Here is a 21,813-nt window from a genome sequence, read left to right as displayed (position 1 = left end):
ATTTTGAGCAATCGGTATGTTTTGCGTATTAGGGGTTGCAACCCCCGTAGATGGGCATAGTCTGTCGGAAACGCCGAAGGAGAGAGATCATGGCAACGTCCCTGAAACTCGAAGCGGATCCCGAGGACAAGAACCTCGTCATCCTGCAGAGCCTGATATGCCTGCTGCGCGAGAAGAACATTCTGTCGCGCGCAGACATCGAGGAGTTGTGCGACAAGGTCCAGGCTCGGGTCGCCAATCACGACAATGATCCGCTGCCCTGCCAGATGGACGGTGCGCGCGCAGCCGCCACCGAGGTCGCGCAGATCGGCGACTATATCGGGCGTAAGTACGGCGGGAAGCATCGTCGTACGGTCTAGATCGTATAGGCGAAGATCGGCCATGGGTTTTGTGTGCCGACCGCACTTGTGAAGCGCTCGGCCTCAAGAATAGCTTGCATGGTCGGAGACGGCCAGATTGCAACTCGCGCTACACGTTCCTCTGATAGCAGGCTGGCCTGATAGCAGACTGGCCGCTGATAGCGGCTTTGCCGCGAAACCCGTAATCAGTCGGTTATTGTTTCCGCCCGAATATGGGAAGCGCCGGACGTTCTCCGACCTGGGACGTAGGCGGTCGCGACAACCTTCTCCCCAGTGTTACCGTCCTGAACGCTATTTATATCTATCGTGGCGGACGTTGCTCCGGGTTCTCCGGCTTCGGCAGCAAACTGTTTTGTAAGCGGCGTCCGCGCTTGCCGCCGTCCATGTGCAACCCGAATTTCCGCTGTTCTCCCGCGAAAGCGGGAGCCCAGGACCACATGGGCTGCGCTTGGTACCCTGGCTCCCGCTTTCGCAAGAGAACAAGTTTCACGGGAGAACAAGACCGTCAGGCGGAAACCTGCACGATGATCAGCAGTGAGATGATCAGCAGTGAGATGATCAGCGGTGGACAGGATCGATCGCGAGGGACACGCGATTTTTAGCCGGAGCCTTGCCACCGATCGCGCAGACCGACGTCGCCACCCCGTTGCGTCAGGACATCGCCTTCTCAGCGCGCCCTTACGAGCGAGCCGGGTCTGGATCCCGGCCTTCCCGGGAAAACAGGATTTGCCTGCTCTTAAAGGTAAATGGCGAACCAATCCGGCGTAACACGCGTATTCGATCGTAGCGGCCGAAATCGCCGAACGTCGATCCTCGTCAGCTAGCTCACCCTCAACCGGACCGGACGGGTCCTTCCCGGTTAGCCGTCACGCTCAGCTCGCGACGAAGCAGGTTTCGCCGGCAACACGCAACCGACCGCAGATATCCGCGGCCTGGTCCGCGCTGCCCGCGTTCACGCGCAGGCGATACAGGGTGCGGCCACCAGTTGCGACCGGCTGGACCGACTTGCCGAGGGCGCCGACATACGCGAACCGCTTCGAGAAATTGGCCCATGCCGCATTGGCGACCGCTTCGCTGGGATAGGCGCCCAACTGGACCAGCGACCCACCGGTGGCCGTGCCGGCGCCGTTGGGCGTCGATGGCGCCAACGGGGCCGCCGCGACCAGCCGGCCACCTGATGCCGGCACTTGCGCGACCGCATTGCGACCCGCCGCATCGTCCGCCTTGGGAGCGACCGCCCGCGTGCCTGCGACCGGTGCCTCGGGCACGCCGCGAAGGTCGATCGCGCCGTTGCCCGACTTGCCCGCGCTGGTCGCGATCGCCGACTCGCCCTCACCCTTGACCTTCAGGCCACCAGCATCGTCCGGCTTGACCTTATACTCGCCTGCCGGCGCGGCGATCAGCTGGCCATCGCCCGTGGGCGTGCGCTCTTGCAGCGCATAGATGCCGAAGATGATGGCCGCGAGCACCGCGAGGCCGAGCACGACAAACGCGATCACGCGGCCGATGCCGACGGTGTCCTGCTCGTCCGGCTCGACGGTTTCGAGCCAGGGAAGCCGGTCTTCCTCGCGCAGATCCATATGGTCGGCCATCACTTCATCTCCGAAACCGCCTCGACGCCCATGATCGCGAGGCCGTTGCGGATAATCTGCCCTATCGCGGATGCCAAGAAAAGCCGTGCCGCAGTGGCCTGCGGATCCTCGATCACCAGGAAACGGCGATCGGGACGGTCGTTGCCGACGTTCCACAGCGCATGGAACGCCGCCGCCAAGTCGTAGAGATAGAATGCAATTCTATGTGGCTCGCGGGCCGTCGAGGCGATCTCGACAAGCCGCGGAAATTGCGCCGCAAGCTGAACGAGTGCCAGTTCGTCCGTATCAAGCCGGGACAGGTCGGCCGCAATCGGCGTAATTCCCGCCTCTTCCGCACGCCGGTGCAGCGATGCGATGCGAGCGTGTGCGTACTGGACGTAGAAAACCGGATTGTCCTTCGACGCCTCGACCACCTTGGCGAAGTCGAAGTCCATCTGCGCGTCGGACCGCCGCGTCAGCATCGTGAAGCGCACGACGTCCTTGCCGACTTCGCGCACGACGTCGGCCAGCGTGACGAAGTTGCCCGACCGCTTCGACATCTTGACCGGCTCGCCGTTGCGCAACAGCCGGACCATCTGGACGAGCTTGACGTCGAACCGCGTCTTGCCGCCGGTCAGCGCCGCCACCGCCGCGACGATCCGCTTGACCGTACCGCCATGATCCGCGCCCCAGATGTCGATCAGCTGATCGGCGCTCTGACTCTTCTGGAAATGATAGGCGAGATCGGCGCCGAAATAGGTCCACGACCCGTTCGACTTCTTGATCGGGCGATCCTGATCGTCGCCGAACTGCGTCGAGCGGAACAGCGGCAGCTCGACCGGCTCCCAATCGTCGGGCGTCTCGCCCTTCGGTGCTTCGAGCACGCCGTCGTAGACGAGATCGCGCGACCGCAGTTCCGCCTCGGCCGCGTCCGGCTTCTTCGCAGCCTGAAGCTCGGCTTCCGAGGCGAACACCTCGTGCTCGATCCCGAGAAGTGCAAGATCGGCGCGGATCATCACCATCATCGCGGCGACCGCCTGCGTGCGGAAGACGACCAGCCATTCGCCCTCGGGCGCGCCGACGTAGCGGTCGCCGAATTCCTTCGCGAGCGACTGGCCGACGGGGACGAGATAGTCGCCGGGATACAGGCCCTCGGGGATCTCGACGGTCTCGCCGAGCGCCTCGCGGTAGCGGAGGTGGACCGAGCGCGCGAGCACATCGACCTGGCCGCCGGCATCGTTGACGTAATATTCGCGGATCACCTTGTGGCCGGCGAACTCGAGCAGGCTGGCGAGTGCATCGCCGACGACCGCGCCGCGGCAATGCCCCATGTGCATCGGTCCGGTCGGATTGGCCGAGACATATTCGATGTTGACGGTGATCCCCGCGCCTTGCTTCGAGCGACCATAATCGGCGCCCGCCGCCGGGGATCGCGGCGAGTTCCGCGCGCCATGCGTCGTCGGTCAGCTTCATGTTGATGAAGCCCGGGCCGGCGACGCTGGCCGAGGCGACGTCCTCAAGCTTCGACAATTCGGCGACCAGTGCGTCGGCCAGCACGCGCGGGTTGGTCTTGGCGGGCTTGGCGAGGACCATCGCGGCGTTGGTCGCGAGATCGCCGTGGCTGGTGTCGCGCGGCGGCTCGACCGTGACGTTCCTGCGGTCGAGCCCCGCCGGCAGCGTGCCCGCCGCGGTCAGGGTGTCGAGCGCCGCGTCGATGTGCGCGGCAAAACGGGTGTAGAGCGTCATGGCAGTCCCGGTACGTCGAGGAAACGCGCGCTCTAGACCATAGCGGCGCGGTGCTCAATTTTAATCCAGTTAAGTGACGTCCGTCGCGGGCGACGAGGATATCTGAGGCAATTGGTGCCGTTACGGACCATCATTGCAGTACGCGCAATCGCGATGGATAGGTTTGCAATTGCAACTCATGCTGCACCGCAATATTTCGTCGACTTGAGAGTTGGGTGAAGACCGGCTCGAAGCACCACGCGGGAGACACGATCATGCGCAACACCGTCAAGATCATCGCAGCAGCCGCCGCCGCCCTCACGTCGACGATCGGCATGGCCGCAGAGGCCAAGCAGAGCTTCGTTCACGAAGGCAGCACGTACGTCTATACCTCGACGCAGGACCATGGCCGGCAGATCATCGACGGTCGCCGCTATCCCTCGGGCCAGAAGTTCCACTTGGTCGTCCGCGGCGACCGCGTATCGGGTGAGTCGGCCGGCGTCCCGGTCGCGTTCAAGACTGCCGAAGCCAATGGTGCAGCCGGCGGTATCGCTTCGGTTACGCGCTGAGCGGACCTGCTTTTGGTATCAGCAGCGGCGGTCGGACCTCGGTCCGGCCGCCGTTTGCGTTTGGGTCTCGCGCTTGCGTAAACCCTTTGCCCCGTTGACTCCCCTCCCTGGAAGGGAGGGGTTGGGGGTGGGTCGGTTTCCGTGGTGTGGAACAGTAGCGGCACAAGCCAGCCCACCCACCCCCAGCCCCTCCCTTCCAGGAAGGGGAGCAGAAGTCAGAATCCCTCGGGCAGGTCGATGGGGCCGACCAGCTCGCGGTAACGGGATACGGCGTACCGGTCCGTCATCCCCGCGATGAAATCTGCGATATGCCGGCTACGGTCGGGATCGTCGGTCGGCAAGCGCTCGCGCCACTCTTCGGGGATCGTCGCCGGATCGTCGCGGTACACCGCGAACAGGCCGGACACGATGCCGTGCGCCGCGTCGGCCGCCGCCAGCTGGCGCGGGTGATGGTAGAGATTGGCGTACATGAAGCGCTTCAGGTCGCGCTCAGCCTCGCGCATTTCGGGAGAGAAGCCGACCAGGCACTGCCCGGCGGCGCGGACGTCGTCGACGCTTGTAACGCCGCTCGCCGCGATCCGCTGCCGTGTCTCGGCGATCAGGTCGTTGACCATCGTCCCGATCTGCGTGCGGACGAGTTCGCCGACCAGACGCTTCGGCGCGACGTCGGGGAAGCGGCGACGCACGTCGTCCCAGCCGCGCGCGACCAGCGGTACCGCGAGCATCTGGTCGAGCGTCAGCAACCCGGCGCGAAGGCCGTCGTCGATGTCGTGATTGTCGTAGGCGATATCGTCGGCGATCGCCGCGACCTGTGCCTCGAGCGACGAGAAGCTGGTCAGCGCCAGGGGAAACTCGGCATCCGCCGCCGCCAGCGCCCAGCCCGGATTTCGCACCGGGCCATTATGCTTGGCGAGCCCTTCGAGCGTTTCCCAGGTCAGGTTGAGCCCGTTCCACATCGGATAAGGCCGCTCGATCGTGACCAGCGTGCGCAACGTATGGCCGTTGTGATCGAACCCGCCCTGCCCGCCGTCCTCGACCGACGGCATCAGCGCCGCCTTCAGCGCGTCCTCGCCGGCATGGCCGAACGGGGGATGGCCGATGTCGTGCGCGAGGCACAGCGCCTCGGTCAGATCCTCGTTCAGCGCCAGCGTCCGCGCGATCGTCCGGCCGATCTGCGCGACCTCCAGGCTGTGCGTCAGGCGGACGCGGAAATGATCGCCGTCGGGGGCCATGAAGACTTGCGTCTTGTGGCGCAGACGACGGAAGCTGATCGAGTGGATGATCCGGTCGCGGTCGCGCTGGAAGGCATCGCGCGGGCCACGGACGGACCCGTTCTGTTCCTCGTGAAGCCGTCCTTTGCTGCGCGCCGGGTCCGATGCCCAGGGCGCACGGTAACTCACTTCGCAGGCAACTTGGTGATGATTTCGCCGGGATCGCTGGTGAAGGTGAACGTCGGGACGCCTTCCTTGGCGAGTTGATTGACGAAGGTGCGGGCTTCCGCATCGGTCTTGAACGGGCCGGCGAGCACGCGGTTGGTCGCCTTCCACGGCGCGGTCCAGCCGGCGCGGGTGCCGAACACGGTCGGGGCCTTGGCCTTGGCGTTCTTCCACGCCTTGGGCAGGTCGCCCTCGAGGGGGCCGGTCGATACCTGGACCCAGGTCCGCGCGGGATTGGCACGCGCGATCCGCTTTTCTTCGGCTGCGGCCTTGTCGGCGGCGAGCTTTTCGGCGGCCGCGGCCTTTTTCTCGGCCAGCGCCTTCTTGTCGGCGATGGCTTTTTTCGCTGCGGCCTTCTTGTCGGCCGCGGCTTTCTTGTCGGCTGCGAGCTTTTCGGCGGCGAGCGTCTTTGCCGCGATCGCCTTGGCGGCGGCGTCGCGTTCGGTCTTGGCCTTCGCCTCCGCGAGTACACGCTCGGCATCGTCCGAAACCGGGATGGCGGCGGGTGTCACGACGGGCGCGGGACGCATCGGCGCGACGTCGAGTTCGGAGGCGGGGATCGACAGGCCGGCGACGATCCGCGCGAGGATCGAGTCCTCACTCGCCGGGACCGCGTGGGTGCGCGGCGGTGCCGTGGCGGCCACTTCGGTCGTGGTTAGCGGCGCAGGCGTACTGGTGAAACCGGGCGTCGGCGTTGCGGCGCTGGCGCTCTGGACTGGGACGGTCTGCGGAACGGGTGCCGACTGGATGGAAGCCGGTTGCGCGGAAACCGAGGGCGACGCCACCGCCGACGCCGCGAGCGCGTTGGCTGCGCGGGTCGGATCGGTCGCTGCCTGTCCCACCGGGATCGCCGCCATCTGCGTAGCTACGCTCTGGGGAAGGGTTCCGGCCGTCGAGGGGGCGGGTAGAACGCGCGCGACCGAATTTGCCGGTACCGACGCCATGCTCGGTGGGATCGTGGCCGCGACCACCGAGTTCGTTTCCGCGGCCGGGTTGATGCGGGCACCCTGGACCGCGACGGTCGGTGCCGAATAGCTTTGCTGCGGTGCGGGCTGGACCGTGCGGGTGGGGAGCGGCTGGACCATCTGCATCGGCGCGGCTGCGAGCTGGACCGGTGGGGCGTAGGGGGTTGGGGTCGGCGCGGGAACGATCGTCGTGGTACGCGGCGCGGTTGTGGTTGGCGCGGCGGTGGTTGGCGAGGGCGTGCGCGTTGCCGCAGCCATCTGGACCCGGTCGGGCCTGGAGCGGCGGTCGCGCTTGTCCCTCTTGCCGGTGGTCGCGACGACTGTGGGTTGTGGCGTCACCGCGGCCATCATTACCGGAGCGGTCGGGTCTGCGGCGAGCATGCCCAGTGGCGGCGCCATTCGTGCATCCGCGAGACGCGCGGGCGTTGCGTGGACTTCGCCGAAATGTACCGCGAAGGCGCGGTCGCTCGCCGGGAGTGTCGGCAGGCGCTGAAAGAAGGGTTGCAAGCCCTGCGCGGTCCCGCGCGGCATCATCGTGGTTGCGATCTTCTCGGCGCCAGCGACGTCGCCGTTCATCGCGATGATGAAAGCGCGCGAGCGCCACGCACCACGGTCGCTCTTGAGCAGTAGTGGGTTGAGCTGCTGGATCGCGAGGTCGGGCTTTCCGGAAATGCCGAGCGACAGCGCATATCGCCGGATGGTCTCGTCATCGGGGGCATCGCGGAGTGCTACGCGGTAGTCGCGCTGGGCGCGGTCCTGCTGGCCAATCAGATCGTAGGCGAGGCCGCGGTCGGCGGCGAAATTGCGTGGGTCGAGGCCGAGGCCTTCCGCCTGCGCGTAGTAGCGGAGCGCTTCGCCCGGACGTTCCGACCGGACGAGGATCGAGGCCATTCCCGCCTTGGCGCGTCCGTCGCGCGGGTTCACCTTTTCGGCGCGAGCGAACAACGCCGCCGCACCGCTGAGGTCGCCTAGGCCCATCGACAAATCGCCGGCCTTGATCAGTGCGTCGATGTTGCGGGGGTTGCTCGCGAGCTGGCGCATGACGTCGCCGAGCTTGTCCGCATCGGTCGTGCCGGGAATCGCCTGGACGATGGCCTGCGCGGACGCGGCGCAGGGTACGGCCGCGAGGACCAGGGCCAGCGCGGCGGTCAGGAGATGATGGGACGAGCGGGTCATGAGATCATCTGTCTAGACGCCAGCCCGATCGAACCGGCAACATCTGCGACGCACGGGCGCGGCGAACTGGGCTGGGGCGGCGACGAGTGAAGCGCCGAGGAGCAAGCAACGGGCGAGGGTTACGATCTGCGGATTCGACATCTGTGATCTTGGAAAAGCGTTCACTTTGAAACGCCGCCTCCCCGACGAAGGCCGGGGTCCAGTTGGCAGACGGAAATGACGATGGAAAGCGCTCCGTTACATCGATCTTGCCAACTGGGCCGCAGCCTCCACCGGGGAGGTGAATATGTTGGCAAACGATGCCCCCGAGCAACCCACTTGCCCCGCCGTTCTCCCGCCAAATCGAGAGAACGGCGCCCAGGCTTACTGGTTGTTCTGGCGGTGCAGGAAGCGCGGGATGTCGAGCGGATCCTGGGGAGCCGCTTCGCCGTCTTCCTTCGCTGCGCCGCGGGCTGCGTTCGACATGCGTTCGAACAGCGTGCCGCCGAGCTTCACGCGCGGTGCGGCCGGTACCGCCTCGGGCGCAGCCTCTGCACCCGGAGCGAGCCAGCGGCGACGGGCACCACCTTCGTCGGCAGCCGGGGTCGGTACCGGAATTGCAGGCGCGATGGGTGCGCGAGCGGGCGGTACGGACGATGCCGACGCCGGACGCGCGATCGGACCGCGGCCGTAGGGCTCCTCGCCATAAGTGCGCGCCGCGGGTGCGGGCGCAGGTGCGGGCTGCGGCGCCGGTGCGGCGGGAGCAGGTGCGGCCTGCGGCACGATCGTCTCGGCACCGAGCACCAGTTCGTTATCGGACTTCGACGACGACGCCTCGACTTCCGACGACGCGTTCAGGTCGAGCGGCTCTTCGTCAGCGGACGACGCAGCGGGCGCGGCCGACGCCGTAGCGGGCTCGCTCGGACGGAACGAGGTCGTCTCGTCGGTCTTGCGCGATCCGAAGCTGAACGAGCGCGTCGGCTCGGGCGCAACCTCGGGCGGGCGCGCATCGGCGTCGATCCCGGTCGCGACGACCGAGACGCGAATCTTGCCCTCCAGCTCCTGGTTGAACGCCGAACCCCAGATGATGTTCGCATCGGGATCGACCAGGTCGCGGATGTGATTCGCGGCTTCGTCGACTTCGAGCAGGCGCATGTCGTCGCCGCCGGTGATCGAGATGATGACGCCCTTCGCGCCGCGCATGCTGACGCCTTCGAGCAGCGGGTTGGAGATCGCCTTCTGCGCCGCCTCGAGCGCGCGGTTGTCGCCGCTGGCCTCGCCGGTGCCCATCATCGCCTTGCCCATCTCCTGCATCACCGAGCGGACGTCGGCGAAATCGAGGTTGATGAGACCCGGCATCACCATCAGGTCGGTGATGCTGCGGACGCCCTGCTGGAGCACCTCGTCCGCCATCGTGAACGCTTCCTTGAAGGTCGTGTTCGCGTTGGCGATGAGGAACAGATTCTGGTTCGGGATCACAATCAGTGTGTCGACGTATTTCTGCAGCTCGTCGATGCCGCCCTCGGCCGACTTCGCGCGACGGTTGCCCTCGAACGCGAACGGCTTGGTCACGACGCCGACCGTCAGGATGCCCATGTCGCGCGCCGCCTTGGCGATGACCGGTGCCGCGCCCGTGCCCGTGCCGCCGCCCATGCCGGCGGTGATGAAGCACATGTGCGCGCCCTCGAGCATCTTGGCGAGCTGATCGATCGTCTCTTCGGCAGCCGCGCGACCGATCTCCGGACGCGAGCCGGCGCCGAGACCCTGCGTGATCTTGGTACCGAGCTGGATCCGCTGCGGCGCGGTCGACTGCTTCAACGCCTGCGCGTCGGTGTTCGCCACGAGGAAATCGACGCCCTGGACGTCGGCCCGCATCATGTTGGCGATCGCGTTGCCGCCCGCGCCGCCGACGCCGATCACCGCGATGCGGGGGGCCAGATCGTCCACTTCGGGACTAAGGAATTCGATGCTCATCGCCGTTCTCCGCACAACCCGGTAGATACGCTATGACCGGGCCCCTGATTAACCTGTGTGCACTAACGCCCCGGCCGGTTCCAGCCGAAATGCGCCAGTGCCCTCGAAACTCTTAATAATTCGCGCGCGCCGCCTGAATCAATTTCCGCACCATGCCCATACCCTTTGGCCGATGCACCGTCGTCCGCTGCGGCGCGAGCCCGCGAAGGTCGATCGGATTGGTCGCCGCGTAGAAGGCCAACCCCGCTAGCGTCGCGAACGCCGGTCCGCCATGCGCTTCCGGCAGCGCGGTCAGCCCGCGCGGTCGACCGATCCGCACCGACCGCCCGAGCGCCTGTTGCGCATAGTCGGCGATGCCCTTCAGCTCGGCACCACCACCGGTCAGCACGACCTGACGCCCGACCGGCCCCTCGAACTTCAGCTTGGTCAGCGCGTTACGCACCTCGCCCATCTGATGCTCGAGCCGCTGGCGGATCACGCCGATCAGCTGCGCCTTGGTGATCTGAGCGCCCTCGCCCGCGCCGTCCTCCGCTGAGATCGGCATGACCGGGATCATGTCGTGGTTGTCGCGGGGGCTGGCGTTGGCCGAGCCGTGGAAGCACTTCATCCGCTCGGCATTCTGCCGCCGCGTGCCGAATGCGCTCGCGATGTCGTCGGTGATGTCCTGCGCGCCGATTGGGATCGAGGTCAGGCCGACCAGCATGCCGCCAGCGAACAGCGACACGTTGGTGATCCCCGCCCCCATCTCGACCAGCGCGACGCCAAGCTCGCGCTCCTCGTCGCTGAGGCAGGCAAGCCCGGTCGCGACCGGCGAGGCGATGATCGACTTCACTTCGAGATGCGCCGATCGCACGCACAGATCGAGATTGCGCACCGGCGAACCGTCCGCCGCGACAACGTGGATGTGCACCCCCAGCCGATCCGCATGCAGACCGAGCGGCGTCTTCACCCCCGTCAGCCCGTCTAGCGTATAGAGCGCGGGCTGCGCGTGGAGCACCATCCGTCCCTGCGGATCGATAGAATTGCGCCCGGCGGCGAGCAGTGCGTCGATATCCTGCTGCTCGACGCGGTGACCGCCCAGTTCGAACTCGACCTCGGCGACATCGGACACCAGCCCGCCGGCCGAGAACCCGACCCAGACATTCTCGATGTTGATCCCGGCGATCCGCTCGGCCTGCTCGACCGCCTCGCGCACCGCCGCCTCGGTCGTCGCCATGTCGGCGATATAGCCACGCTTGACGCCCCGGCTCTCGCGCTGGCCGGTGCCGAGCACGATCAACTCGCCCCCGTCCCCCTTCTGCGCGATCATCGCCGAAACCTTCGACGACCCGATATCGAGCGCCGTGATCAGCCCTTCCGGTGCCACCTTTGCCATGTCATCCCTCCCCGCCCGTTACGTTCGCGCCCGCCGTTTGCGACGGGGTATTCGTAGTCTCGCCCGTTTCCGGCACGCTCGCTGGCGCCGGCACGTCGACGCTGTGCGCCAGGCTCGCACCCGGCTTGCGCGCGACCAGCTTGGTCGGGTCGCGCATGTCGAACCGGATCCAGCCGCGCCCCAGCAGCGGACGCGCGCCGTCCAGTTCGGCAAACTTCACAAGCGCTCGGGGCGCTCCGTCCTCGGGTAGCGCCAAAGTCTCGCCGCTCTCGAAGGTGAGGTCCCAGCGCCGATTGCCGACCCAGGTCGCCGCCTTCACGCGCGGCTTCAGAGCGGGCGCGGCGGCGAGCAGAATCTGGTACGACGCCTCCTGCCGATCCGCGCCCGGCCCGATCACCAGCGGCAGGTTCGGGATCGCCTCGGGCTGGACCGGCTCCAGCAGCACGCCCGACGAATCGATCAGCGTCAGCTGGCCGTTGTCCTGCCACACTGCCGCGGGCGTCCGCTCGACGATATCGACGAGCAACGTGTTGGGCAGCCGCCGCGACACGTGCGCGTCCGCGATCCAGCCATAGCGCAACAGCTTTTGCCGCACCGCCTCCAGATCGACCGACAGCATCGACGTCTGGTTCTGCTTGTCCTCCAGCGCGACCGCATAGACCGACATCCGGTCCATCCGCTTGAGACCGGTCACCTCGATCTGCTCAACCTTGAAGCCCGCGCGCCCGGCGCCTTCGGCCAAAGCGGCACCGATCATGCCGGGGATGCCGACCCATGTCGCCGCCGCGATCGCCACCGCGCCCCCAGCGCCGAGGATCGACCAGGTCGCAATTTTCTTGAGCGTCTCCTCGCTGACCGGGAGCATCCCGACCAGCCGGTCCATCACCGACACCTTCTTGACCGCGACTTTACGCCGCGGGGCGGGCCGCTTGGGCGGCGGACCGCGCTTGATCGTGCGGCTCATGGGGAAGGATGGTCCTGAAGCGCCTCGTCGACGATCGCCTGGACCAGCTCGGCATAGCTCATGCCGATATGCCGCGCTTGTTCGGGGACGAGGCTGAGCGGAGTCATGCCCGGCTGGGTGTTCACCTCGAGCAGGAACAGCCCGTCGACCCCGCGCTCGTCATCCCAGCGGAAGTCCGATCGCGACGCGCCCTTGCAGCCAAGCAACCGGTGCGCTTCGAGCGCGAGGCTCTTGCAGGCGTCGGAGATTTCGTCGGGGATCTCCGCCGGGCAGACGTGGACGGTCATCCCATCGGTGTATTTCGCGTCGTAATCATACCAGCCGCTCTTGGGCTTCAACTCGGTCACGCCGAGCGCCTTGCCGCCGAGCACAGCGGTCGTCAGCTCGCGCCCACGGATATACGGCTCGGCGAGCAATTCCTCGAACTCGCCCCAAGGCCCGACGCTGTCGCGCGAAATCGGATTGCCGTAATTGCCGCTGTCGGTAACGATCGCCACGCCGACCGAGGAGCCCTCATTGACCGGCTTCAACACATATGGCCGCGCCATAGGATCACTCTCGAACAGGTCCGCCGACTTGACGATCCGCCCGCCCGGCATCGGGATACCGGCGGGGACGAGCAGCAGCTTGGTCAGCACCTTGTCGATCGCGATCACCGACGTCGCAAGACCGGAGTGCGTGTAGCGCAGACCCATCAGTTCGAGCAGCCCTTGCACAGACCCATCCTCGCCAGGCGTCCCATGCAGTGCATTGAACACAAGATCCGGCTTCGCTTCCGCCAGCTTGGCAGCGACATCCCGCCCCATATCGATCCGCGTGACCCGGTGGCCGAGCGACTCCAGCGCGTCGGCACAGCCATTGCCCGACATCAGCGAAACCTCACGCTCCGCCGACCAGCCGCCCATCAGGACTGCGATGTGAAGGGGCACCGTCATGCCTCCCCTCCCGCATGCGGGAGGGGACCGAGGGGTGGGCGCCCGCCATCACCGGCCGCATCGCTGGTAGAAAGCGCGGGCGATGCGGTGTTTGGCAGCCCCTCACCCCGACCCTCTCCCCGCGGGGGAGAGGGAGCAGCGATGCCAACCCGCTGGATTTCCCATTCCAACGTCACCCCCGAATGCGCTTTCACTCTGTCCCGTACCTCTTCACCCAGCGCCTCGATCTCCGCGCTCGACGCGGACCCGAGGTTCAGCAGGAAATTGCAATGCTTCTCGCTGACCTGCGCATCGCCGCGAGTCAGCCCCCGACACCCGGCCGCATCGATCAACGCCCAAGCCTTGTGCCCCTCGGGGTTCTTGAACGTCGAGCCCCCGGTGCGCGACCGCAAAGGCTGCGAAGCCTCGCGCTCAGCGGCGATCCGATCCATTTCGGCACCAATCACGGCGGGCTCGCCGGGCGTGCCGGAGAATACGGCTTCGACCACCACTGCTCCTGCCGGGAGGTCGGAATGGCGATAGGTGAACCCGAGCTTCTGGGCGGGCCAGACTTCGACCGAACCCTCACGCGTAACGACGGTAGCCTCGACCAGAATGTCGCTGACATCGCGACCATAAGCGCCTGCGTTCATCCGAACAGCGCCGCCAACAGTCCCCGGAATCCCGCGCAAGAACTCGAGCCCGGCAATCCCTGCGTCACGCGCGGCGCTGGCAACGGTGATCCCCATCGCGCCGCCGCCTGCGCGAACGCGGCCATCCTGTACCGAGACCTTCGCCATCGCCTTGGGGAGGCGCACGACCACACCCGGTACGCCACCATCGCGTACGATCAGGTTCGAGCCGACCCCGACTGGCAGCACTGGCGTCGAAGGATCGAGATCGCGCAAATACGCAGCGAGATCGTTCGCCGTATCAGGCCGCACCAGCGCCTCCGCCGGCCCACCAGTCCGAAACCATATGAACGCTGCCAACGAAGCCCCGGTCTCGGCCTTGATTCCCCTCCCGCTTGCGGGAGGGGTTAGGGGAGGGAGTGACATAGCCCCGCGCGCGCCGTCGGTGGAGGCCGGAGCCCCTCCCCCGCCCCCTCCCGCAAGCGGAAGGGGAGCAGAAGCGGCACCGCTCACGCCAGCACCTTGGCGCGCTCAGCGGCGATCGCATCGGCGAGGCCAGCCGCCCACTTCGTGATGTCGCCAGCCCCCAGGCAAACGACCATGTCGTCCGCCTCGATCGTGGCCGCCAATTCCACTGCCAGTGCATCAGCGTCCGCGACCACACCCGCAAACCGGTGTCCGCGGCGCTTCAGTCCCTCGACCAGCGCGCCAGCGTCGACGCCTTCGACTGGCGCCTCGCCCGCGGCGTAAACCGGCGTCACCAGCACCCGGTCGGCGTCGTTGAACGCCGTCTGGAAGTCCTCCATCAGATTGCCGAGCCTCGAATAGCGGTGCGGCTGCACCACCGCGATAACGCGGCCCTTCACACCCTCACGCGCAGCCGCAAGTACGGCGCGGATCTCGACCGGGTGATGGCCGTAATCGTCGATGATCGTCACGCTCCCACTTTCGACGGCCACTTCGCCGACGTTGGTGAAGCGCCGCTTCACGCCCCCGAACTTGGCAAACCCCTGCTGGATCGTCGCATCCGCAATCCCGAGTTCCAGCGCCACACCGATCGCCGCCAGTGCGTTCTGTACGTTATGCCGCCCCGGCATCGGCATCTCGATCCCAACGATCGTCCGCGTCGCACCATCGCGCTCGCGCACCACACAATCGAACCGGTTGCCGCCCGGTATCGGCGTAACTTCGACGCCCCGCACGTCCGCCTGCGCCGAGAGAACCGTACGTCACGACCCGACGATCGCGAACCCGCGGCAGGATTCCCTGCACCTCCGGATGATCGAGACACAGCAGCGCCGCGCCATAGAAGGGCACGTTCTCGACGAATTCGACGAACGCATCCTTCACCGCGTCGAACGAGCCGTAGTGATCGAGATGCTCGGGATCGATATTGGTCACCACCGCGATCGTCCCGTCTAGCCGCAGGAAGCTGCCGTCGCTCTCGTCCGCCTCGACCACCATCCAGTCGCTCGCGCCCAATCGGGCGTTCGAGCCGTACGAGTTAATGATCCCGCCGTTGATGACCGTCGGATCGACCCCGCCCGCATCGAGCAAAGCCGCCACCATCGACGTGGTCGTGGTCTTCCCGTGCGTGCCGGCGACCGCGACGGTCGACTTCAACCGCATCAGTTCGGCGAGCATCTCCGCGCGCCGTACCACCGGCACGCGCGCATTGAGCGCCGCCTCGACCTCGGGGTTCGAGCGCACGATCGCGGTCGACACGACCACCACCGCGGCGTCGCCGATGTTCGACGCGGCGTGGCCGATCGCGACCGGGATGCCCTTGTCGCGCAAGCCCTGCACGACATAGCCCTCGGCCACGTCCGAGCCCTGCACGCGGTAGCCGAGGTTTTTCATCACCTCGGCGATGCCCGACATGCCGATCCCGCCGATGCCGACGAAGTGGATCGTGCCGATATCGGTTGCGACGCCCTTCATGCGAACTGCGCCTTGGGCTTGGAGGGGGCGCCGACCGGTAGGCGAATCACCGGCGCGTCGAGACTCTCGACCAGATCGGCGAGATCGCTCGCAGCATTGGGCCTGCCGCAACTGCGCGCGCGTCCTGCCGCATTCTGCAATGCCGCCGGATCGAGCCCGAGTTTCTGCATCTGCTTGGCCAGTTCCACTGCGGTAAAATCCTTCTGCGCGATCGTCCGCGCGCCGCCGGCCTTCGTAATCTCGCGCGCGTTCGCCGTCTGATGGTCGTCGGTCGCGCTCGGCAGAGGCACAAGGATCGCCGGCCGCCCCGCCGCGGTCAGCTCCGAAATCGTCGAAGCCCCCGCGCGCGCGATCACCAGATGCGCCCACGCCAGCTGCTCGGGCATATCGGGCAGATACGTCGCCAACTCGGCCGGAATATGATGCTCGGCGTACTTGGCACGCACGGCGTCGATATCCTCGATCCGCGCCTGGTGCGTCACCTGCAACCGCCGCCGGAACGTCACCGGCAGCATCGCGAGGCCATCGGGCACGACCTGAGACAGGATGCTCGCCCCCTGGCTCCCACCAGTCACGAGCACGCGGAAGATGCCGTCCTCCTCCAGCAGCGGATAAGGCCGGGCACGCAACGCCAGCACCGCCTCGCGCACCGGATTGCCGACCAGATGCGTCTTGCCCAGCAGCTTCGGCGCCAACCGCTCGGTCGGCTCGGACGAGGTCGCGATCGCATCGACACGGCCCGCAACAAAGCGGTTCACCCGCCCCAGCACCGCATTCTGCTCATGCACAGCCGTTGGAATCTTGTCCGCGAACGCCGCCAGCAACGCCGGCAGTGCGGGGTATCCGCCAAAGCCGATCACCGCAGCCGGCTTGAACGTCCGGTAGAGCTCGCGCGCCATCGCCCGCCCACGCCACATCTCGCGCGTCGCCTTGGCCCAGCCCAAAGGCCCGCCGCTGAAGCGCCCGGCGGGCAGGACATGCGTCTGGATTTCCTCGAACAGACCCGGAAAGCGCACGCCGCGCGCATCGCTGACTAGCGCAACACGGTGGCCACGCTTCGTCAGTTCGGCCGCGAGCGCCGCTGCCGGAACCATGTGTCCGCCCGTGCCACCGGCGGCCAGGACATAATGCTTACTCATTCACCACTCCAGCGGACGACATAGGGGCTCCGCGTGAGAAACGGATTGCGCCGGGTAAACGCCAGCAGCAACCCCATGCCGACCGACAACGCGATCATCGACGAGCCGCCATAGCTGATGAACGGCAGCGTCATACCCTTCGACGGCGCGAGGCCGGTGTTCACCGCCATGCTGACCAGCGCCTGCGCGCCGAACTGCGTGGCAAGGCCGGCGGATGCGAGCAGCTTGAATTCGTCCTGCTCGTCCAGCAACTTGACGAACACGCGCACCACAATCGCGAGGAAGATCACCGCGATCACCGAACACGCGATCAGTCCGAACTCCTCGCCGATCACCGAGAAGATATAGTCGGTATGCGCCTCGGGCAGCCCGAACTTCGCCGCGCCAGCACCCGGCCCGGTCCCGGTCCAGCCGCCCGCGGTCAGCGTATTATGCGCGGCATTGGTCTGGAAATGATCGCCAGCGCCCTCGCCCTCTACGCCCGGAAACAGGAACGCGTCGATCCGCGACCGCGCCACGCCGTAGAATATATAGGCCGCAACCAGCCCGGCCGGTGCCATCGCCATGAGCCCGAACAGCACTTTGGCGGGCGTCCCCGCGATCATCAGCAGCGTCATCCACACCGTACAGAAGATGATCGTCTGGCCGAAATCGGGTTGCAGCATCAGCAGCACCGCGACGCCCGCGGTCATCGCGCCGGTGATCAGCACCGTCGGCAGCTCAGCATCCTTCGCACGCAGCGACAACAGCCACGCTACGGTGACGATGAAAAGGGGTTTGAGGAACTCGGAAGGCTGGAACTGTGCGAACCCGACGCCGAGCCAACGGCGTGCACCATTCGCCTCAACCCCGATGAACGGCGTCACCATCAGCATCAGCACGAACAACGCGCACCCGCCGATCGCCATCCGCCGCGCCATCGAGACGGGCATCATCGAGACGCCGAACAGCACGGGGAGCGACACGCCCACCCACATCAACTGTCGCCAGAAATAATAGAGCGGCGCGATCTTGTGATGCTCGCCCGAATAGCGGACCGCGCTCGCCGGCGACGCTGCGGCGACCGCGATCAGCCCGATCGCGATCAGGAACAGCGTCAGCAACAGCAGCATCCGGTCGATGTCCCAGAACCACGTGCCGAGCGGCGACTGGTCGCCACGCCCGCCGCGTCGCTTCATCTTCGCGACGATCCCGTTCTTCTGTCCGGACACACCCATATCCATGGTCCCAGCGCGCATATCGGTCATGCCAGCGACTCCACCGCAGCGCGGAACGCCGCCCCGCGCGCTTCGTAATCGCGAAACTGGTCGAAGCTAGCACAAGCGGGGGATAACAACACCGTGTCGCCGGGACGCGCGTTGGCGGCGGCGCTGCGGACGGCTGCGTCGAGCGTGCCGACGTTATCGACAGGCATGGAGTCCTTCAGGATTTCAGCGAATTTTGGGCCAGCCTCGCCAATCGTGTAGGCGTGCACGACGTGGCCGAAGGCGGGCTTGCAGGCGTCGAGGTCGTCGCCTTTTGCGCGTCCGCCGACGATCCAGTGGACGCGGTCAAACGCGGCGAGTGCGGGCGCGGTGCTTTCGGGATTGGTCGCCTTGCTGTCGTCGACATAGGCGATGCCGCCGTACGAGGCGATCTGCTGCATGCGGTGCGGCAGGCCGGTGAAGCTGGTGAGACCGCGGTCGATGTCGACCTCGCTTACCCCCAGCGCCTTCACGACCGCGATCGCGGCGAGCGCGTTCTGCGCGTTGTGCGGGCCCTGGAGCGCAGGCCAGTTGCCTTGGAACAGGCATACGCCCGGCGCGATCTTGGTGAGATGCTCGCTTTTCGCCGACAGCCCGCGCGCGATCCGCGCAGACGGCGCATCGCCGATGCCGATGACAGCGTCATGCTCGGGCGACTGCATCGCGAACAACCGCGCCTTCGACGCCGCATAGCCCTCGAACCCATCATAACGATCGAGATGATCCGGCGTAATGTTGAGCAGCACCGCGACGTCGCAATCGAGCGTCTGCGTCAGGTCGATCTGGTAGCTCGACAGTTCGAGCACATAGACGCCTCCCTCGGGGAGCGGTTGCTGTTCGAGGATGGGCAGGCCGATATTGCCGCCCATCAACGTGGGAATGCCGGCGGTCTTGAGGATGTGGTGGACGAGCGCGGTGGTGGTGGACTTGCCGTTGGTGCCGGTGATGCCGACGACCTTGTGTGGCGGGAGGTCGGCGCGGGCCTGCGCGAAGAGTTCGATGTCGCCGATGATGGGCACGCGGGCTGCGCGGGCAGTTGCGGCGAGCGGATGGGTGTTGAGGGGTACGCCCGGCGATACGACTAGCGCGTCGAAGCCTGCGAGATCGTCGAGCGGTGCAACGTCCACGAGCCCTCTCCCCTCCGGGGAGAGGGTTGGGTGAGGGGCTGTTCCGGGCGCAGCATTGCTGGGCTGCCCCTCACCCCAACCCTCTCCCCGGAGGGGAGAGGGAGTGAAGACGGCGCGCTTCCCCTCGTCGGAGTCCCAAGCGACGACCTGCACCCCACCAGCCACAAGCGCCCGCACAGTCGCAGCCCCGGACCGCGCCAGCCCCAGCACCGCATAGCGTTTCCCGCACCAGGCCTGCGCAATAATCACCGCAACTTCAACGTCGAAAGGGCCGACCAGCGCTAGCACCAGCGCGATGATCCAGAAGCGGATAACCACCGTCGCCTCGGCCCAGCCGAGTTGTTCGAAATGATGATGGATCGGCGCCATGCGGAACACGCGCTTGCCGGTCCGCTTATAGAAGAACACCTGGATGATAACCGACAGCGCCTCGATCACGAACAGCCCGCCGATGATTCCCAGCACGATCTCGTGATGCGCAACGACCGCGATCGTCCCCAGCGCGCCGCCGAGCGCGAGGCTCCCGGTATCGCCCATGAACACCGCCGCCGGCGGCGCATTGAACCACAGGAACGCTAAGCCCGCGCCGACGATCGCCCCGCAGAAGATCGCCAACTCACCCGCACGCGGCACATGCGGAATGCCGAGATAATCGGCGAACTTTACGTTCCCGACCAGGTACACGATCACCATGAATGCGACGCTGGCGATGATCACCGGCATCGTCGCCAGCCCGTCGAGCCCGTCGGTAAGGTTCACCGCATTGCCGAACGACACGATCGTGAACGCCGCGAACACGGGGAAGAACCAGCCCAGATCCAGGTACATGCGCGACGTGAACGGCAGGTACAGATGCGGCCCGTTCTGCGACATGATGATCGTCGCGGCGATCCCGGCGATCGCGAACTCGAGCAGCAGACGCGTCCGCCCGCTGATCCCCGCAGTGCTCGCCTTGCGCACTTTGTCGTAGTCATCAAGGAACCCGATCGTCCCGAAGCCAAGCGTCACGAACACGCACGCCCAGACATACGGGTTGCTCAGGTCCATCCACAGGAAAATCGCGAGGCACATCGAGGTCAGGATCATCAACCCGCCCATCGTCGGCGTGCCGCGCTTCGACAGATGCGTCTGCGGGCCGTCGGCGCGGATCGGCTGCCCCTTGCCTTGCCGTACGCGCAGCCAGCCGATGAACTTCGGCCCGATGATCAGGCCGATGATCAAGGCGGTCGCCACCGCACCGCCGGTCCGCACCGTCTGATACCGGATGAGGTTCAGCAGGCCGGGAAACCCCAGATGCTCGGCGAGCCAGTACAACATTCAGTTAATCCCGCCTTTGAGGCCAGCTTGAAGACCAGCCACGACGCGGGCAAGGCCCACCCCGTTCGATCCCTTGACGAGCACGACATCGCCCGGCGCCAGGATCGTCCGTAACGACGCGAGCGCGGCCGCAGCGTCGCCCACATGGACGGTTTCGACTTGTCCCTCAAGCACCTGCGCAAGCGGCGCCATCGCTTCACCGACGAGCAGCGCCATTTCGACGCGCGCGGCGAGGATCGGCTCGGCGAGGCCGGCGTGATAGTCGTCCGAACCCTCGCCCAACTCGCGCATTTCGCCGAGTACCGCGATGTGCCGGCCGGGCTCGTGGCCAAGAACGCTGAGCGTAGCGCGCATCGAGGCAGGGTTGGCATTGTAGCTCTCGTCGATCACCAGCGCTTGGCCTTCGCCTACGGTTACCAGCGACCGCGCACCACGTCCTTGCAGCCCACCAAGCTCAGCCAGCGCGAGCCCAGCAAGCCCGAGATCGCCCCCGGCCGCCTGCACGCACGCCAGCACGCCCAGCGCGTTCGACACCCAATGCGCGCCGGGCTGCGCGATCGTAAAGCTCAGCTCATGCTCGGCCCCCTGCCCCATCCGCGCGGTGACGAACGTCCCGCCGGTCGGCAACCGCATCGCCTCGATCGCGCGGACATCGGCGCCCTTTTCGCTGCCGAACGTGACGATATGCGCGGCATGCGGGGCGGCGTGGCCGAGCAGCCGATCGCGGTGCGGGCTGTCGTAGGGGACGATTGCGGTGCCGTCCGGTTCGAGCCCGGCGAAGATCTCGCCCTTCGCATCCGCGATCGCGCTTTCGTCGTGGAAGAAGGCGGTATGCGCGGGGGCGATCGCGGTGATCATCGCGATATGCGGGCGGACGAGTTGGGTCAGATCGGCGAGTTCGCCGGCGTGGTTCATTCCCATCTCGAACACGCCGAACTTCGCGTCGCGCGGCATTCGGGCGAGGCTGAGCGGTACGCCGGTGTGGTTGTTGTAGCTTTTTACCGAGCGATGCACGTCGCCGGGGGTTGCGCGGTCTAGACATGCGAACAGGGCTTCCTTGGCGCTAGTCTTGCCGACGGAGCCTGTGACGCCGATGATCTTCGCGGACGAGCGTGCGCGGCTGGCGGCGCCAAGCGCGTTCAATGCGGCAAAACTGTCCGCAACTAGGACGTGCGGGTGGTCGCAGGGTTCGGACACAATCGCGCCCGCTGCGCCCTGCGCGAAGGCCTGGTCGAGGAAGAGGTGGCCGTCGCTGGCCTCGCCCTTCATTGCGATGAAGAGGTCGCCGGGGCCGACTTCGCGCGAGTCAAACGCAACGCCGGTTACGGAAAACTCACCAGACGCTACGCCGCCAGTGGCGGTGGCGATCTCCGCGGAAGTCCAGAGACTCACTTCCCCCCCTCCCG

Annotated in this window: 13 protein-coding genes and 4 pseudogenes; 2 read left to right on the top strand and 15 right to left on the bottom strand. The window is 66.5% G+C overall.

Annotated features, from left to right (window positions below):
* Positions 1-89 precede the first annotated feature (89 nt).
* On the top strand, positions 90-359 hold the full coding sequence (locus QFZ54_RS01360; protein WP_307083698.1) for a hypothetical protein: 270 nt from the start codon (positions 90-92) through the stop codon (positions 357-359).
* Between the two features lie 872 nt (positions 360-1,231).
* Here QFZ54_RS01360 and QFZ54_RS01355 read toward each other — a convergent pair.
* Both QFZ54_RS01355 and argS read right to left on the bottom strand, forming a co-directional pair.
* Positions 1,232-1,951 (bottom strand): SPOR domain-containing protein, encoded by a 720-nt coding sequence (locus QFZ54_RS01355; RefSeq protein WP_307083696.1) that lies wholly within the window; start codon positions 1,949-1,951, stop codon positions 1,232-1,234.
* A pseudogene (argS, locus tag QFZ54_RS01350) lies at positions 1,951-3,676 on the bottom strand (arginine--tRNA ligase). Before argS ends, QFZ54_RS01355 begins: the two are co-directional and overlap by 1 nt.
* A 215-nt stretch (positions 3,677-3,891) precedes the next feature.
* Here argS and QFZ54_RS01345 point away from each other — a divergent pair.
* Entirely contained in the window at positions 3,892-4,224 is a 333-nt protein-coding gene (locus QFZ54_RS01345; RefSeq protein WP_307083694.1) for a hypothetical protein, read from the top strand.
* Between the two features lie 215 nt (positions 4,225-4,439).
* Here QFZ54_RS01345 and QFZ54_RS01340 read toward each other — a convergent pair whose 3' ends face one another.
* The 13 genes and pseudogenes from QFZ54_RS01340 to QFZ54_RS01280 all read right to left on the bottom strand — a co-directional run bounded on the left by QFZ54_RS01340 (position 4,440) and on the right by QFZ54_RS01280 (position 21,799).
* Positions 4,440-5,624, bottom strand: coding sequence for a deoxyguanosinetriphosphate triphosphohydrolase (locus tag QFZ54_RS01340; protein ID WP_307083692.1), 1,185 nt, complete (start codon positions 5,622-5,624; stop codon positions 4,440-4,442).
* Entirely contained in the window at positions 5,621-7,801 is a 2,181-nt protein-coding gene (locus QFZ54_RS01335; RefSeq protein WP_307083690.1) for a tetratricopeptide repeat protein, read from the bottom strand. The genes QFZ54_RS01340 and QFZ54_RS01335 overlap by 4 nt, the downstream gene beginning before the upstream one ends.
* 363 nt (positions 7,802-8,164) lie before the next feature.
* On the bottom strand, positions 8,165-9,754 hold the full coding sequence (ftsZ, locus tag QFZ54_RS01330) for a cell division protein FtsZ (RefSeq protein WP_307083688.1): 1,590 nt from the start codon (positions 9,752-9,754) through the stop codon (positions 8,165-8,167).
* Positions 9,755-9,866: 112 nt separating this feature from the next.
* On the bottom strand, positions 9,867-11,129 hold the full coding sequence (gene ftsA / locus QFZ54_RS01325; protein ID WP_307083686.1) for a cell division protein FtsA: 1,263 nt from the start codon (positions 11,127-11,129) through the stop codon (positions 9,867-9,869).
* A 1-nt stretch (position 11,130) separates the two neighbouring features.
* On the bottom strand, positions 11,131-12,093 hold the full coding sequence (locus QFZ54_RS01320; protein WP_307083683.1) for a cell division protein FtsQ/DivIB: 963 nt from the start codon (positions 12,091-12,093) through the stop codon (positions 11,131-11,133).
* A complete protein-coding gene (locus tag QFZ54_RS01315) occupies positions 12,090-13,028 on the bottom strand; it encodes a D-alanine--D-alanine ligase (protein ID WP_307083681.1) in 939 nt (312 codons plus the stop codon). Before QFZ54_RS01315 ends, QFZ54_RS01320 begins: the two co-directional genes overlap by 4 nt.
* Before the next feature lie 137 nt (positions 13,029-13,165).
* A pseudogene (gene murB / locus QFZ54_RS01310) lies at positions 13,166-14,065 on the bottom strand (UDP-N-acetylmuramate dehydrogenase); the annotation flags it as partial.
* A gap of 83 nt (positions 14,066-14,148) precedes the next feature.
* Positions 14,149-15,580: pseudogene (murC, locus tag QFZ54_RS01305) on the bottom strand (UDP-N-acetylmuramate--L-alanine ligase).
* Positions 15,577-16,719, bottom strand: coding sequence for an undecaprenyldiphospho-muramoylpentapeptide beta-N-acetylglucosaminyltransferase (gene murG, locus QFZ54_RS01300; protein WP_307083678.1), 1,143 nt, complete (start codon positions 16,717-16,719; stop codon positions 15,577-15,579). The pseudogene murC and the gene murG overlap by 4 nt, the downstream one beginning before the upstream one ends.
* On the bottom strand, positions 16,716-17,897 hold the full coding sequence (locus QFZ54_RS01295) for an FtsW/RodA/SpoVE family cell cycle protein (RefSeq protein ID WP_132739552.1): 1,182 nt from the start codon (positions 17,895-17,897) through the stop codon (positions 16,716-16,718). Before QFZ54_RS01295 ends, murG begins: the two co-directional genes overlap by 4 nt.
* A 65-nt stretch (positions 17,898-17,962) precedes the next feature.
* Positions 17,963-19,339, bottom strand: a complete 1,377-nt coding sequence (gene murD, locus QFZ54_RS01290; RefSeq protein ID WP_307083676.1) for a UDP-N-acetylmuramoyl-L-alanine--D-glutamate ligase — start codon at positions 19,337-19,339, stop codon at positions 17,963-17,965.
* Positions 19,336-20,407, bottom strand: a pseudogene (mraY, locus tag QFZ54_RS01285) (phospho-N-acetylmuramoyl-pentapeptide-transferase). Before mraY ends, murD begins: the two are co-directional and overlap by 4 nt.
* The gene (locus QFZ54_RS01280; protein WP_307083674.1) at positions 20,408-21,799 is read right to left on the bottom strand and encodes a UDP-N-acetylmuramoyl-tripeptide--D-alanyl-D-alanine ligase; all 1,392 of its coding nucleotides are present in this window, start codon (positions 21,797-21,799) and stop codon (positions 20,408-20,410) included.
* Between the last annotated feature and the right edge of the window lie 14 nt (positions 21,800-21,813).

Source organism: Sphingomonas faeni, from assembly GCF_030817315.1.
Classification (GTDB): Bacteria; Pseudomonadota; Alphaproteobacteria; order Sphingomonadales; family Sphingomonadaceae; genus Sphingomonas; species Sphingomonas faeni_C.
Note: the sequence above shows the minus strand (reverse complement) of the source record. Positions and strands in the feature narration are given on the sequence as shown.

Excerpts from the sequence above, each read along its gene's own strand:
- QFZ54_RS01355 (WP_307083696.1), bottom strand. The coding sequence starts at position 1,951 with ATGGCCGACCATATGGATCTGCGCGAGGAAGACCGGCTTCCCTGGCTC.
- QFZ54_RS01360 (WP_307083698.1), top strand. The coding sequence starts at position 90 with ATGGCAACGTCCCTGAAACTCGAAGCGGATCCCGAGGACAAGAACCTC.
- ftsA (WP_307083686.1), bottom strand. The coding sequence starts at position 11,129 with ATGGCAAAGGTGGCACCGGAAGGGCTGATCACGGCGCTCGATATCGGG.
- QFZ54_RS01335 (WP_307083690.1), bottom strand. The coding sequence starts at position 7,801 with ATGACCCGCTCGTCCCATCATCTCCTGACCGCCGCGCTGGCCCTGGTC.
- ftsZ (WP_307083688.1), bottom strand. The coding sequence starts at position 9,754 with ATGAGCATCGAATTCCTTAGTCCCGAAGTGGACGATCTGGCCCCCCGC.
- murG (WP_307083678.1), bottom strand. The coding sequence starts at position 16,719 with ATGAGTAAGCATTATGTCCTGGCCGCCGGTGGCACGGGCGGACACATG.
- QFZ54_RS01320 (WP_307083683.1), bottom strand. The coding sequence starts at position 12,093 with ATGAGCCGCACGATCAAGCGCGGTCCGCCGCCCAAGCGGCCCGCCCCG.
- QFZ54_RS01315 (WP_307083681.1), bottom strand. The coding sequence starts at position 13,028 with ATGACGGTGCCCCTTCACATCGCAGTCCTGATGGGCGGCTGGTCGGCG.
- QFZ54_RS01295 (WP_132739552.1), bottom strand. The coding sequence starts at position 17,897 with ATGAAGCGACGCGGCGGGCGTGGCGACCAGTCGCCGCTCGGCACGTGG.